The sequence below is a fragment of the Bradyrhizobium sp. B117 genome, assembly GCF_038969555.1.
GTDB lineage: Bacteria > Pseudomonadota > Alphaproteobacteria > Rhizobiales > Xanthobacteraceae > Bradyrhizobium.
The window spans coordinates 6,703,100-6,716,958 of sequence record NZ_CP152414.1; the positions used below are offsets into that span (position 1 = coordinate 6,703,100).

The following is a 13,859-nucleotide window of genomic DNA, read 5'->3' on the forward strand; positions in this document are numbered from 1 at the left end:
AGCGGACGAGGCTCTCGCTTGAGTTCGGCTCCTGGCCCTTGGTCGACTTGCGTCAGTTTCGGCTGAGGCACGCGTGCGGCCTGATGATTGAGAAAATCGTCGACCTGGACGAAGTCCGTCTGCCTGACTTTCAAGGAATCAAATGGAGGGATGAGAATGTCGGTCCCCTGCAAGCTCGAACGCAGCCTCCTCAGCCACGAAGAATATGAGACGATCCGCCTCACGCACCATCCCGCCATCTATGACGTCGACATCGCTGAGCTTGAGACCATGCGACCCCGCTTGCGCAAGATGCGCGACAAGGAGCGAACGCTCGGCCGACAAAGGCAGCGAGAGGGGCGCGGAAAGGCCGAGGCTCGCGGAGCCAGCTTTCCGGGAACCGCCGCGCATGCATCAGAACGCAAGCAAGTCTTCGCCGCGGCGCTGAAGCGGTTGAACAACGAGCTTAGGCGTCTTCACAACCTGGCAGCTCGGACCGCGCATGTCGAAGCGGCGCGAAAGGCTCTCGCGCTGCATCGCGCCGCGAACTTCACGACCTATCCCCCAGCCGGAGCTAACGCGAACGAAGGCATGGTGCCGAAGGCAAGCACACGCCGAAGAAAGATCATTGCAGGCGCAAAGATCGGACGAGTGTCGCAGGCGACGAAAGTCGCGCAGGCAGTGCGCGACGCGCGAGGTGGATGAGCCCAAGGCATGATCCGGAAAGGTGCGCAGCGGTTTCCGGAAGGATCATGCTCAATGAACAACCTAAAGAGGATGACGATTCATCCGAATCTCATCGCGCTTTAGGCCGACCATCTGATCCGAACGTGGTTTCCGCTTGTGATCCCGTGTCTGACCTTAGCTCAGAGCGCGAGTTCTGCTTTCTGAAGGTGACCCGAACAGGGCAATGCGGGTGGGCCAAGGCAGCTCTTGATCATTGTTGGGCCGGCCGAGGGCGCGGACGAACGTGGCCGCGCTTTGAGCCGTCGCTTGCAATAACGCGATGACACGGGATCGATGGGTCGTCATTCGTGCGCATGATGGCACCAACCGCGCGTGCAGCTTTCGGATTGCCGGCTTTGGCAGCGACGGCTTTGAACGTCATGGTGTTCCCCTTTGGGATCTTGCGCACGATGTCGCGGACTTTATCCGAAAACGTTTTCATGGGCCCTCAATGTGCGGCCAGCTTTCTGTATGCCGCGATGGCGCGCTTGAGATCGTCATATTCCTGGCAAGGAAGAAGGAGGCAGAGATTTTCCAATGCAGCCAGATGTTGCTCAGCTTTGGTGGGCTCGCCGAGCACCAGATAAGCCTCGCCAAGATGCTCGTGCGCGCTGCGGTGACGCGGATTTAGCATGAGCGCCTGCTGATAGTGTCCAATAGCCGGCCCGAGTTGGCGCAAGCGTCGATAGGAATAACCGAGGTAGTTCTGGATATCGGCATTGAGCGGGTCACGCAGGGCGGCGCGCGTGAACGATACAATGGCCCCATTCCAGTCCGCAGCGGCAAGCGCCCTCTTGCCCGCCTTGAAATCGGGATCGAGCTCCACCCACTCGGCTTCCGCCGCCACCGGTACCATCGTGGTGCAGATCGGCCAGGCTTCGGGCGTGACTGCGGTCGCCCCTTTGCCGGTGGACCCGCTGACCAGCTGTATAATCCTCCATTCCGTCCGGTCATTCCCGTAGACGGCGAAATAGGCGACAAGCCCACCGAGCACCGTCGCGGCAGCAATTGCCGGGATCAGCCTTGTCATTCCTACATTGACGGCGCTCTTGGGCATGGTCGGACAGCCGAAGCATCATTGTCGTGAAGTACCCACGGTGTCGTTCCGCAGTTGTGCTTTGGCTTCACGGATTTCCTGCCGCTCCGTATCGGCGTTCCTGGCGAGCTCTATCAGCTTGCTATAATACTCGGTTGACTTCTGACGGTCGCCGGAGCGGTCGGCAGCGCGCGCGGCGCCCCAGAACGCGCGGAAGCGATTGGGAGTTTGCTTGAGTGCGGTCTCATACTCGTTCAGTGCGGCTGCGGGCTGTCCTGCCTCCAGGAGCAATTCCGCCAACAGTTCGCGCAACGGAAAGAGGCGGTTCTCCATGGCCACGTGTTTGACACTGCCGTCTTCGCTGTCGGCGGCTGCCCGCATTAACTTGAGGGCCCGATCGTGGTCGCCTTCCTTCAGTGCCACCCACGCGGAAACCGCAAGCATTTGCTCTTCGGTGCGTTCGGCCCAGTAGGATTGGTCAGCCCCCTGCAGCGTCGTGCGCAACACTTTCATCTCCTCGATCTCTTTATTGGCGCCGGCGATATCGCCGACACGCGCCATGCCGAGACCGCGCGTGAATCGGATCAACGAATCCGCCATGGGATATTTGGTCGGCGTCATCGCCAGGTTGGCAGCGCCGGCCCAGTCGGCACGCTCCAAGACATAGCGCGCCGGCATGGCGGCCTTGGCTGTGAAATTGACGAAGTTGATCGGTCGGTCGCCGCGATCGGCGGTGGCCAGCGACTTTTTGATCATCGCGTCGGCTTTGGCGTCTTGCGCGAGCTGCAGATGCGCATACACCGTGAAGTCCGATGCGTGATAGTAGTCGGGCTGAATCTCAAGCGCCAAGGCGTTTGAGGCGATGGATTCCTCCCAGAGCCCGACCATGGAATAGATGTGAGACGGCATGTGCCGCGCATGCGGCACCGCCGGAGCGATGCCGGCGTAGCGACGGGCTGATGCAATGCCCTTTTCGGCAAGCGGAGCAAAATCGTAGGCGTGAATGAGGTAATGCGTCACACCCGGATGTTGAGGGTTCTCTTCGAACAAGCCTTCCAGAAGTGCCGCGGATTTCAGCTGGTTGGTGTATGAGAGGTCGTTCTTCTTCGCGGAAGCTTGCAGCGTGAGAGCGTAGTACGCCTTCGCCTCGTAGTCGTCAGGATAGGTCTGCACCACGCGCTCCATCGCAGCATTGTAGGCCGTCAGACGGGCATCAACGGGAACCTTATTGTAGTCGCGAAAATATGCGCTCAGCGCCTCGATCCAGTCCCGCTCACGTTGAGTCTTCGCCCCGACCGATCGTGCCTTTTCAAGTGCATCCCAGGCTGCTTGTGCCTCGGCATTTGATGGCGTGGTCGCAAGCGTGTTGCCAAGGAGGTCCATCGCCACACCCCAATATGCCATGGCGCAGCCGGGATCTTGTTGCAGTATCGCTTCGAATTTTCGGCGGGCGATCAGGAACCAATATGAATGCAGCATGGCGACGCCGCGGTCGAACTCGGCTTGTACACCGGGATCGCAGGAGGTGGGGAACGTCACCTTACCGAGCTGTTGGTCTTGCTGACCAATTGCACCGCTCGTGATGGCAGCACCTAGCAGGGCTGTCGCAAAAGATATCCTTATCGAGTGAGTCCTCATCTAACTCTCCTCTCCAGAATGCACGCGGTGACGCGCGTGACCTGCCGCGTGCAAAGTTGCGACAAAGACCAAGCCCAGGGAGGCGTATTGCTGAATTGGTTGAACTCGATCGGAGCTTACTACACGCGCCACTTCCTTAATAGGACAGCGAAATTTCCGTTATTGAGCCCATCAGCGAAGTGGCGACACTTTCATTGAGGTCCGCTTGGTGGGGTAGAGCGGACTGACTTTGCTCACTCTATTCTTCGCATCTTGACCCGAGTCGGTCCTGCACGCGGATGGCGCGTTGTTGCTTGCGCCATCCGCTCCCACAATCGATCTCTTGCGAAGAAACGAGCGTTAAGCCTTCAGGTCGGTGATCCGCATAATCGCGACCACATTCCCGTCGTTGAACGCCTGTTCTTTTGTTTCCTTGTTGCAGGTCCAGACAAAATTCTTCTTGCCCGTAAAGGCTTTTCCCTCCTGCTCAAGCCGAAGCTCCCCTTCGGTGATATGGCAGACCATGGCATTCATCATCGGGGGCCCCATGGTCTTCGACCCCGGCTGCATAATGACATCGCGCATCGAGACGGTCTTAAAACCTGGGATCAGCGATGGTGTTTCGCCTTCATATTCACGCACCACGACACCTGGCCAAGGCGTCGTATCCTTGTAGCTTGTGGCTTGAGCGGCGGCTGGCTTGACCATGGCAGCCGAAACTGCAGCCAACCCGATTCCCAGTGCGGACCTTCGATCGACCTTGTCCATCGATTTCCTCCCGATATTACTCGCACGAGCCGCCGCAAACGCAGCGCGCAAAGTTCGTGATGAACGGTGATGCGAAACCGAAGAAAGAACGGTCTCTAAGAGGAGTGTGCCTGCCGATGGCACCAGTGCTGCTCGTTTGCCCGGACGGTGATTTCGGCACGTCCCGCTTCAAGGGGCAGCGGGTATTCTACATCACCTGACGCATCCGGGAAACAGGTGGCGTCACACCAAGACACTGCGGCCCCCTAAGCAATTTTCGGAACTGGGCCCAGAGGCGAAGTCCCCGCACGCCCCGTTTTTCGTCGCTGCTGGCGGCCGGCTCGATGTCGGAATGCCCGAGCGCCGCGCGCGAGCTCGCCGCGCTCCAGAAGGCCTCGATGAGCGCGCTGGACAGGTTGCTTCAGCCCGACGAGCAGCGTACGGACACTCCCTGAACTTCAGGACGATAGGAGTCGCCGGTGCGCGCAAAATGTCTCGCCATTCTTCTCATGCTGCTCGCACCTGCCGCGCACGCCGAAACGGAATCCTTCCCGTCCAGCTTCAAGACCAAAACCATCCCGGCCAACGGCACGCAGATTCATGTGCGCGTCGGCGGCCAGGGTCCCGCCGTGATCCTGATCCATGGCTTCGGCGACACCGGCGACATGTGGGCGAAGCTTGGCGTGGACCTTGCGCGCGATCACACCGTCGTTGTGCCTGATCTGCGCGGCATGGGCCTCTCGGACAAACCCGACAAGGGCTACGACAAATGGAGCCAGGCGGCCGACATGCGGGCTGTTCTCCAGGCGCTCGGCATCGAAAAGGCTACGGTCGTCGGGCATGATATCGGGACCATGGTGGCCTATGCCTACGCGGCCCGGTATCGCGACTTGACCGAGAAGCTGGTCGTCATGGATGCGCCGGTGCCCGGCGTGCCGCCGTGGGACGAGGTCGTGCGCAGCCCGCTTCTGTGGCACTTCGACTTCGGCGGCCCCGACATGGAGCGGCTGGTCAAGGGCCGCGAGCGCATCTATCTCGACCGCTTTTGGAATGAATTCGCCGGCACGCCCTCGAAGATCACCGAGGCTACGCGCCGCCATTACGCAGAGCTCTATGCGCGGCCGGGCGCGATGCGCGCTGCATTTGCCCAATTCAGGGCGATCCGCACCGACGCCGAAGTCAACAAGAAGGCGATCGCGACGAAGTTGACCATGCCGGTGCTTGCTGTCGGAGGTGCAAAATCGTTCGGAGCGATGGAAGCCGTTGTAATGCGGAATGCCGCGACCGATGTCACGGAGGTCGTCATTCCGGACTCCGGACACTGGCTGATGGAAGAACAGCCGGTGGCGACGGTGAAGGCGGTGCGCGAGTTTCTCGACGGCAAGAAGTAGAGCGGCGAGCCTGTAGGATGGGTTGAGCCCTTGCGAAACCCATCGCACTTGTCTCGTGATATCGTCGCGCCAAGACCATCTTGCGGAGCGCTATCCGTAAGATGATGGCCGCGATTGCGGCTATCGCGACGAGATGGGTTTCGCAAGGGCTCAACCCATCCTACGGGCTCGATCTTCCCTTCATGCACGCGAGCTACTACAGGCGCTGCACCGAGGCGATGAGCGGAGATGAAAACCTATCGACCCACTACGCTCTAACCAAGCTACTTAGCTGTCCCCGTCGTAACTCCGGGCGCCGTCGTAACTCCGCGCCGCACTTGGCGCGCTTCACGGCGACCCTCGCGGCGCACTTGGCGCGCGTCACGGCGATCCTCGCGGCGCTCGCGGCGCCCCTCACGTCGATCTTGACGCCTTTCCATGCCAGCGGTCTGCGCCTCCGCGTCAGGGACCATCAGCACGGTCGGGAAAGCGGCTATTGCAGTTGCCAAACCCAAAGAAGAGAGAAGCTTCCGTCGAGAGATCATGACTGCCTCCCTTGCGAAACTGCCCCAAGAATTAAAGTTTACTCCCTCTGCCCGTCCTCGTCTTGATCTATGTCATTGGACGGTTGCACTCACATCAGCCGTCCTGCGACGGTCGCGCCAGCGCACGAAGCCTACCGACAGTGGGCCATCAAGCAGCACGGCAACCTGTAAACGTCCGCTCCGGTCTCAGAGCTGACAAGTCAGCGACTTGCTTCCGATTTTACCGCCGTTGCGTGCGGCGCTTCCCAGCAAGGCCAAAAGAGGCGGCCCAACGGCCGCCTCGTGGAGTGACTTACTAACTTCGCTCGCGGCCGCCGTGAGCCGGGCCTTTCTTTTCCCGCTGGATGTCCGGGTTTGGCCCGGAGGCGAAGTCGCCGCACGCCTCGTTTTTCGTCGCTGCTCGGAGTCAAGCGAACATCCGCAAGCCCAGCGTTTAACATGAGTCCACATGGCCAGCCTCAGCGCGTCAGCCCGCCTCCTCCTCGCGCCCAAACCGCTCCACCAGAAAATCGATGAACAGCCGCACCTTCACCGAGAGGTGCCGTGTCGGCGGATAGACCGCGTAGAGCGCAAGCGGCGGCGCAAAATAGTCGTCCAGCACCATCCGCAGCTCGCCCGTCTTCAACGCATCCGCAGCGATGAACTCGGGAAGCAGCGCGAGCCCCCTACCCTTGATCGCGACATCGCGAAGCACCTCCGCATTGTTGACGCAGAGCGACCAGGCCGGCTGGATCCAGTGGTCGCCATCGCGGCCGGTGAGCTTCCACTGATTGCCTGTCAGCAGGAAGCCGTAGGTAAGCGAGGCGTGCTGGCGCAGATCCTGCGGATGCCTGGGCGTGCCGTGACGCGCGAGATAATCCGGCGAGGCGCAGATCATGCGAGCCACCGGCATGATTTTTCGCGCGATCAAGCTCGAAGATTCCAGTTCGGCAATCCGCAACGTGACGTCAAAGCCGTCCTGCACGGGATCGAGCAGATCGTCGCTGAGCACGATCTGGAGCTGAAGCTCGCCATGGCGCGCCATGAATTCGGCGAGCACGGGACCCAGCCGCATCGTCCCGAACGACATCGGCGCGTTGACGCGCAACAGACCGCGCGGCGCCGACTGGGCCTGCGTCACTGCCTGATCGGCGGCCTCGATCTCCGAGAGGATCACGACCGCCCGCTCGAAATAGCGCTGGCCGTTCTCGGTCGGGCTCGCATGCCGCGTGGTCCGGTTCAAGAGCTGGACGCCGAGGCTCTCCTCGAGGTCGGCGATGTATTTGCTGATCGCCGAACGCGACAGCCGCAGCTGCCGGCCCGCTTCGGCAAAGCTGCCGCTTTCGACCACCTTCACGAAGGCCCGGAGGCTGGCGACCTTATCCAAGGGCCGGCCCCCGCGATTGCTTCCAAATCGTAGACATAGCCGTCATATTTGCATGGATTGTCTCCAATCCAAAGCGGAACGATATTTCGCCCCAGAGCAAGACCGCTCCCCGCATCTGGAGGACGACAATGTCTGGACTGCACCATGTCACCGCGATCGCCGGCGATCCCATCCGCAATTTCGGCTTTTACACCCGGGATCTCGGCCTGCGCTTCGTCAAGAAGACGGTCAATTTCGACGATCCCGGCACCTATCACTTCTATTACGGCGACGAGACCGGCCGCCCCGGCACCATCCTGACCTTCTTCCCCTGGGCCGGCGTATCCCCCGGCCGCCGCGGCGTCGGCGAGACCCATCAGACCGCCTTCCGCGTGCCGCAGCGTTCGCTCGGCTACTGGACGCAGCGCTTCATCGAGAAGGGCATTGCCTACGAGGCGCTGGAGAAGCGTTTTGGCGAGTCCGTGCTGCCGTTCACCGACCCTGACGGCATGGCGCTCGCCCTCGTCGGCATCCCCGGCGCCGAGAACGAGCCCGGCTGGAGCAATGGCGACGTGCCGGCCGAGCACGCGATCCGCGGCTTCCACGGCGTGACCCTGCTGCTCGACAGCGCGGCGAAGACGGCTGCCGTCCTCACCGACGTGTTCGGCTTCAAGGAAACCAAGCGCGAAGGCTCCGTGATCCGCTTCAAGGCGCCGGGCGATACCGAAGGCAGCGTTGTCGACATCTACGAGGCCAAGGGTTTTCTGCGCGGGCATCAGGGCGGCGGCTCGGTGCATCACATCGCCTTCCGCGCGGCTGACGATGCCGAGCAGGGCAAGATGGCGGAAAAGCTGGTGAGCAATCACGGCCTGCATCCGACCGAGCAGCGGGATCGCAACTACTTCCGCTCGATCTACTTCCGCGAGCCCGGCGGCGTGCTGTTCGAGATCGCGACCGATATCCCCGGCTTCGCCGTCGACGAGCCCGTCGCGACGCTGGGACGAGACCTGAAGCTGCCGGCTTTCCTGGAGCAGCATCGCAAGCAGATCGAGGGCGTGCTGCCGAGCCTGGAGGAGAGCGTGTCGTGACCGAGTTCATCCATCGTTTCGAGCCCGCGACCACCGCGGGCTCCCCTCCACTTCTGCTGCTGCACGGCACCGGCGGTGACGAGAACGACCTGCTCGGGCTCGGCAAGATGATCTCGCCCGGCTCCGCTCTGCTCTCGCCGCGCGGCCGCGTGCTCGAGCACGGCATGCCGCGCTTCTTCCGCCGTCTCGCCGAGGGCGTATTCGACGAGGACGACGTGCGGCGACGCGCGATCGAGCTCGGCGAGTTCGTCGCGGATGTGCGGAAGCAACATGGCATCGCTGCGCCGGTTGCGGTCGGCTTCTCCAACGGCGCCAACATTGCCGCAGCGCTGTTGCTGCTGCAGCCGGACGCGCTGGCAGGCGCGATCCTGCTGCGGGCCATGGCGCCGCTGTCGGATCCGCCCAAGGTCGAGCTCGACGGCAAGCCGGTGCTGCTGCTGTCCGGGCAAGGCGACCCGATCGTGCCGGCGAGCAATTCGGGACAACTTGCAGCGCTGCTGCTGGAGGCGGGAGCGCGTGTCGACCACAGGGTGCTGCCGGCAGGCCATCAACTAACGCAGGCCGATGTGACGCTGGCCCGCAACTGGATCGGCAGCGTCGAGGCGAAAGCGGCATAACTCAGAAGCGGCGCATCGTTCCAGCGGCGCGCCGCTGCCATCATTCGAGCCCGTCGCGGATGCAATTCGGTCACCTCGTTGCTTACATTCTTCCGATCGTAAGCTATCCTGCCCGTTAGGTGTTCAGGCGAGGGAGAACGGATTGCGTTATCTCTTTGAAGACTGCACATTTGACACTGGCCGGCGCGAATTGCGCCGGGGGACGGAGCTGGTACCGGTTACGCCGCAACTCTTCGACCTGCTCGAGTTCTTGATCTGCAATCGTGATCGCGTCGTCAGCAAGGACGAGCTCGTGGCGACTGTCTGGAACGGGCGCATCGTTTCGGATGCCGCGTTGACGACTCGGCTTAATGCCGCGCGGACCGCCATCGGCGACTCGGGGCAGAAGCAAAGCCTGATCAAGACGCTGCCGCGCAAGGGCTTTCGCTTCGTTGGCGCTGTGCGGGAAATGTCCGAAATCGAATTGACTGGTTCGGCACCCCGGACATCGCCGGCCCACCTTTCCATTGTCGTGCTGCCTTTCGCCAATCTCAGTGCTGCCCCGGAACAGGACTACCTGGTCGACGGCATTACCGAGAGCCTGACCACGGACCTGTCACGCGTCAGGCGGTCGTTCGTCATCGGCAGACACACCGCATTCACCTACAAGGGCAAGGTGCTCGATCTCAGAGAGATCGGCCGTGAGTTGAATGTCCGTTATGTGGTCGAAGGTTCGGTCCAGCGCGCCGGAAACCGGCTTCGGGTGAACGTCAAACTCGTGAATGCTGAAGATAGCTCGCAACTATGGTCCGACCGTTTCGACAAGGCCGTTGCCGACCTGTTCGACCTGCAAGACGAGATTGTATCGCGGCTCGCCAATACGCTGAACGCGCAACTCATTGAAGCCGAAGCACGCAGGGCCGAAAACGTCCCGCATCCGGATTCAATGGACCTTTATCTTCAAGGTCGCTTTTGGTGGAACAAGGGGCTTACGTCCGAAAATTTGCGTCCGGCCCGCCACTTTTTTGAACGCGCGCTGTCGGTCGACCCCGGAAATGTCGATGCGATGGTGTGGATGGCGACGGTCGACACCCTAACCGCCTGCGCCATGTTGACCGATGACAGCCATTCCCTCCTTGTTGCAGCAGAAACCACCCTGCTAAAGGCACTGTCTGTTGCGCCAAATCATTCCTGGGCCCACGTCGCTTTGGGGGCCGTTCTCGTCTATACGAACCGCATCGCCGAAGGCGTGGCCGAGTGCGAGCGGGCGTTGGTGCTGGACCGCAATTTGGCTGTCGCGCATCCAGTCATCGGTATCGCCAAACTGTTCACTGGTTGCGGCGCGGAGACCGAAGGCCATGTCAACCAGGCCTTACGTCTGTCTCCTCATGATATCTTCGCTTTTGCCTGGATGGGCGACATCGCCTTCGCCAAAATGCAGCTTGAGGCGGATGCCGAAGCCGTCGCCTGGTTCCATCGCAGCATTGAAACCAATCGAAATTATGCCTTCGCACGTTTTGGACTGGGTTCCGCGCTCGCACATCTTGGCAGATTGCCCGAGGCCCAAGCTGCCGTGAGAGACGGACTTGCACTCAATCCCACCTTCACCATTCGTCGTTTCAAGAGCTTTTCAGTCAGCGACAATCCGGCCTTCCTGGCGGGCGCCAGGCGCATCCTGAAAGGGCTGCATCTAGCCGGTATGCCCGAGGGGTGAAATCGGCGTGACTGCCAGCGTAAGCTGACGAAGCAGCGGCGCATCGTTGCGAAACGGTGCGCCGCTTCCGTCACTCGAACCAGCCGCGTCGCTTGAACCAGATCAGCGGCAGCAAGGCGCTGGCGATGACCGCGAGCCAGGCCAGCGGATAACCAAACGTCCAGTCGAGCTCGGGCATGCGCTTGAAGTTCATGCCCCAGATGCCGACCAGGATGGTCGGCGGCACGCCGACGACCGAGACGATCGTCAGGATCTTGAACAGCTCGTTTTGCTGGATGTTGATGAAGCCGAGCACCGCATCGAGCAGAAGCTGAATCTTGTCGGTCAATCGCGTCTCGTAATCGCTGAGCGAGGCGACGTCCTTCGAGACGGCCTGAAGGCGCTTCTTCGATGCAGCCGTGATCCAGTCGCTCCCGACATCGTGGGCGAACGAGGCGACGCGGCCGACCCCGAGCAGGACGTCCCGCACCTTGGCGAGACGATCGGCGAGATCGCCGATGTTCTCCAGCGCTTCCCGCATCCTGCGGCTGGAGCGCACCGGCCGCTTGGTCCGGACGAGCCCGCCCTTGAAGACACCATGCGACAGTTTGTCGACCTTGGCGCCGAGATGCTCCAGAACATCTGCGCCGCGGTCGATCATGGCTTCCAGCAGGCTGGTGAACACGCACATGCCGTTCTCCAGGCTGTCGTCGGAGCCGATGCGCTTGCCGACGTCGTCGAAGGTCGGCAGTTGCGCGAAACGCACCGTCACCAGCACGTGCGGGCCGATGAGAAACCCCACCGGCGTGATCTCGGCCTCGTTGTCCTCGTTGTGCCGGACCGCAGGCGAGCTGAGATAGAGCGTGCCGTGGTCGAAGATCAGGCGGCTCGACGCCTCGATCTCGCTGAGCGACTCCTCCGATGGAATGCGTATCTTCAGCAAGCGTTCGACGAACTGCTTCTCCTCCGCGGTTGCATTCAAAAGATCAGCCCAGATGATCTCCGAGGGCATTTCCGTGTGGATGCTTTGCCAGTCGTCGGACGGCCACCTGTATAGTTTGAGCAATGAGCGAACTCCGCAAACCCTCGCGCCGGATCGCACAGCAAGCGACCATCCTGCGGGCTAACGCATCAGGGTTTCAATCGTTCAAGGTGGGGAAATCAACAGAGGCGGCGCTCAGGGGCAGCCTGCTTCGATGATGCCATCATGCCAGTGTTTTGCCCGACGGGTCAACCGGCACCGAGGATTTTGCGCATGGCATCGAGCGGATCGCGCAAGCCATTGAAATGACTACCCCCGGCTACTGTGCATGGGGTTGTTTTCAGATTTTTGTTTTGGAGGTTATTCCTTCTCCCCTTGTGGGAGAAGATGGCACAGGCGGCCAGCGGCCGCCGTTCTTAAGAACGCCGAAGCGCAGCTTCGGCTATGGCGCCGGATGAGGGGTTCTCTCCGCGGGTAAAGCTGTTGAGATTGAGAGAGAAGCATCCGCGGAGACAGACCCCTCACCCAAGTGAGTTCGCGTCTACCGGCGTCGATGCCCTCTCCCGCAAGGGGAGAGGGCGCAGTCACGGGCCGCCGTCCCTACTCCCAGGACCACGTCGAAAAGTCGTTTTCGAACTGCGGGACTTCCTTCCAGACGCCCTTGAGCTTCTTGTTGATGACGGTCGGCCATTGCGGCTGGAACAGGTAGGCGGAGACGGCGTCGGTCGCCAGCATGCGCTGGGCGTCGCCGAGCAGTTTTGCGCGCGCAGCTTCGTCCGGCGTCGAGACGATCTGCTTGTAGAGCGCGTTGAACGCCTCGTTGTTGTAGCCGAGATAGTAGTCCGGCTCGGTGATCTTGACGAGGTCGAACGGCTCGACATGGCTGACGATGGTGAGGTCGAAATTATGCGGGCTGTTCGGCGCGAACACCTGCGACAGCCACTGCGCCCATTCGACGTTCTCGATCTTGGCGATGATGCCGACCTTGGCGAGCTGGGCCGCGACGATCTCACCGCCCTGGCGCGCATAGGGTGGCGGCGGCAGCTTCAGCGACAATTCCAGCGGCGTGGTGACGCCGGCTTCAGTGAGCAGCTTCTTGGCCTTCTCAGGGTCGTAGGGATTGATGCCGGTGGCGTCGACATAGCCGAGCGATCCCGGCGTGTAGAAGCTGCCGATCGGCGTGCCGAAACCTTCGACCGCACCGTCGATCAACGCCTTGCGGTCGATCGCAGCGAGGATGGCGCGGCGAACGCGGACGTCATCGAGCGGCTTCTTCCGCTCGTTGATCGCGACGATGGTTTTCGCCTTGGAGCCGCCGATCAGGACCGTGAAGCGCGGGTCGCTTTTGAACTGGGCCACGACGCGGGTGGCGATGCGCGGAAATGCGTCGACGTCGCCCGAGAGCAGTGCCGCCGCCTGCGCTGCGGGATCGGAGATGAACCGGATCGTCACCTTCGAGAGCTTGACCGCGGAGGCGTTGCGGTAGTCGGCCCATTTGTTCAACGTGATCGAGGAGCCTTTGGCCCACGCCCCCAATTGATAGGGTCCAGTGCCGACCGGCTGCGTGACATTGGTGGGGGCGCTCTTCGGCTCGACGATCGAGCCGCTCGCCTGCCCGAGCAGGAACGGCAAGTTCGGCTCGCCATATTTCAGGGTGATCACCACCGTGTCGGCGTCGGGCGCATCGACCTTCTCGAACGCCTGGAACAGGCTCTTGTCCTTGTTGGTGCTAGCAGGCGCCGCGTTGCGCTCGAACGAGAACTTTACCGCGGCAGAGTCGAACGCCTCGCCGTTGTGGAATTTGACGCCCTTGCGCAGCTTGAACGTATAAGTCTTCAGATCAGGCGAAGCGGTCCAGCTCTCCGCCAGCAAGGGGGCGACGGAGCCGTCCTCGTTGATCTTGGTCAGGGTCTCATAGATGTTGTAGAGCGTGACCTCGGCGATCGCTGCCGCGGCCGCGTTGGTTGGATCGAGCCCGGGCGGCTCCAGCGTCATCGCCATGACGACGCTGTCCTTCTTGCTCTGCGCCAGCACCGGCAGCGGCGCCGCGGCGAACGCTGCAGCAATAGCGACGATCGATAGCTTCCTGAACATCTCGTAACTCCCCGGCCTGCTTTCTTTGAGCCTACGCCAAT

Annotated in this window: 12 protein-coding genes; 5 read left to right on the top strand and 7 right to left on the bottom strand. The window is 61.6% G+C overall.

Annotated features, from left to right (window positions below; all coding sequences use genetic code 11):
- Positions 1-156: 156 nt before the first annotated feature.
- The gene (locus tag AAFG16_RS32600) at positions 157-684 is read left to right on the top strand and encodes a hypothetical protein (RefSeq protein ID WP_342741008.1); all 528 of its coding nucleotides are present in this window, start codon (positions 157-159) and stop codon (positions 682-684) included.
- A 232-nt stretch (positions 685-916) separates the two neighbouring features.
- Here the strand turns inward: AAFG16_RS32600 and AAFG16_RS32605 are convergent, their stop codons facing one another.
- The 4 genes from AAFG16_RS32605 to AAFG16_RS32620 form a co-directional block, all read right to left on the bottom strand.
- Complete coding sequence (locus AAFG16_RS32605) at positions 917-1,147, bottom strand: MGMT family protein (protein WP_342731896.1); 231 nt, start codon at positions 1,145-1,147, stop codon at positions 917-919.
- A gap of 6 nt (positions 1,148-1,153) precedes the next feature.
- The gene (locus AAFG16_RS32610; RefSeq protein ID WP_342731898.1) at positions 1,154-1,762 is read right to left on the bottom strand and encodes a tetratricopeptide repeat protein; all 609 of its coding nucleotides are present in this window, start codon (positions 1,760-1,762) and stop codon (positions 1,154-1,156) included.
- Between the two features lie 18 nt (positions 1,763-1,780).
- The gene (locus AAFG16_RS32615) at positions 1,781-3,379 is read right to left on the bottom strand and encodes a hypothetical protein (protein ID WP_342731900.1); all 1,599 of its coding nucleotides are present in this window, start codon (positions 3,377-3,379) and stop codon (positions 1,781-1,783) included.
- A gap of 339 nt (positions 3,380-3,718) precedes the next feature.
- Positions 3,719-4,126: a hypothetical protein gene (locus AAFG16_RS32620; RefSeq protein ID WP_342731902.1), complete on the bottom strand. Its 408-nt coding sequence runs from the start codon at positions 4,124-4,126 to the stop codon at positions 3,719-3,721.
- 488 nt (positions 4,127-4,614) lie between these two features.
- On the opposite strand from AAFG16_RS32620, the gene AAFG16_RS32625 reads away from it, so the two are divergent.
- Positions 4,615-5,496 carry an alpha/beta hydrolase gene (locus tag AAFG16_RS32625; protein WP_342741009.1) on the top strand — a complete coding sequence of 294 codons (882 nt, stop codon included), beginning with the start codon at positions 4,615-4,617 and terminating at the stop codon, positions 5,494-5,496.
- Between the two features lie 990 nt (positions 5,497-6,486).
- On the opposite strand, the gene AAFG16_RS32630 is transcribed toward AAFG16_RS32625, so the two are convergent.
- Positions 6,487-7,386 (bottom strand): LysR family transcriptional regulator, encoded by a 900-nt coding sequence (locus tag AAFG16_RS32630; protein WP_342731904.1) that lies wholly within the window; start codon positions 7,384-7,386, stop codon positions 6,487-6,489.
- 128 nt (positions 7,387-7,514) lie between these two features.
- Between AAFG16_RS32630 and AAFG16_RS32635 the strand changes: the two genes are divergently transcribed.
- The 3 genes from AAFG16_RS32635 to AAFG16_RS32645 all read left to right on the top strand — a co-directional run bounded on the left by AAFG16_RS32635 (position 7,515) and on the right by AAFG16_RS32645 (position 10,763).
- Complete coding sequence (locus AAFG16_RS32635; protein ID WP_342731906.1) at positions 7,515-8,453, top strand: ring-cleaving dioxygenase; 939 nt, start codon at positions 7,515-7,517, stop codon at positions 8,451-8,453.
- Complete coding sequence (locus AAFG16_RS32640; RefSeq protein ID WP_342731908.1) at positions 8,450-9,070, top strand: alpha/beta hydrolase; 621 nt, start codon at positions 8,450-8,452, stop codon at positions 9,068-9,070. Before AAFG16_RS32635 ends, AAFG16_RS32640 begins: the two co-directional genes overlap by 4 nt.
- A gap of 142 nt (positions 9,071-9,212) precedes the next feature.
- Complete coding sequence (locus AAFG16_RS32645; protein ID WP_342731910.1) at positions 9,213-10,763, top strand: winged helix-turn-helix domain-containing protein; 1,551 nt, start codon at positions 9,213-9,215, stop codon at positions 10,761-10,763.
- Between the two features lie 70 nt (positions 10,764-10,833).
- Here AAFG16_RS32645 and AAFG16_RS32650 read toward each other — a convergent pair whose 3' ends face one another.
- Complete coding sequence (locus AAFG16_RS32650) at positions 10,834-11,808, bottom strand: magnesium transporter CorA family protein (RefSeq protein WP_283080578.1); 975 nt, start codon at positions 11,806-11,808, stop codon at positions 10,834-10,836.
- Between the two features lie 516 nt (positions 11,809-12,324).
- On the bottom strand, positions 12,325-13,818 hold the full coding sequence (locus AAFG16_RS32655; RefSeq protein WP_342731913.1) for an ABC transporter substrate-binding protein: 1,494 nt from the start codon (positions 13,816-13,818) through the stop codon (positions 12,325-12,327).
- Positions 13,819-13,859: the final 41 nt, after the last annotated feature.

Excerpts from the sequence above, each read along its gene's own strand:
- AAFG16_RS32605 (WP_342731896.1), bottom strand. The coding sequence starts at position 1,147 with ATGAAAACGTTTTCGGATAAAGTCCGCGACATCGTGCGCAAGATCCCA.
- AAFG16_RS32620 (WP_342731902.1), bottom strand. The coding sequence starts at position 4,126 with ATGGACAAGGTCGATCGAAGGTCCGCACTGGGAATCGGGTTGGCTGCA.
- AAFG16_RS32615 (WP_342731900.1), bottom strand. The coding sequence starts at position 3,379 with ATGAGGACTCACTCGATAAGGATATCTTTTGCGACAGCCCTGCTAGGT.
- AAFG16_RS32625 (WP_342741009.1), top strand. The coding sequence starts at position 4,615 with ATGCTGCTCGCACCTGCCGCGCACGCCGAAACGGAATCCTTCCCGTCC.
- AAFG16_RS32610 (WP_342731898.1), bottom strand. The coding sequence starts at position 1,762 with ATGCCCAAGAGCGCCGTCAATGTAGGAATGACAAGGCTGATCCCGGCA.
- AAFG16_RS32600 (WP_342741008.1), top strand. The coding sequence starts at position 157 with ATGTCGGTCCCCTGCAAGCTCGAACGCAGCCTCCTCAGCCACGAAGAA.
- AAFG16_RS32655 (WP_342731913.1), bottom strand. The coding sequence starts at position 13,818 with ATGTTCAGGAAGCTATCGATCGTCGCTATTGCTGCAGCGTTCGCCGCG.
- AAFG16_RS32635 (WP_342731906.1), top strand. The coding sequence starts at position 7,515 with ATGTCTGGACTGCACCATGTCACCGCGATCGCCGGCGATCCCATCCGC.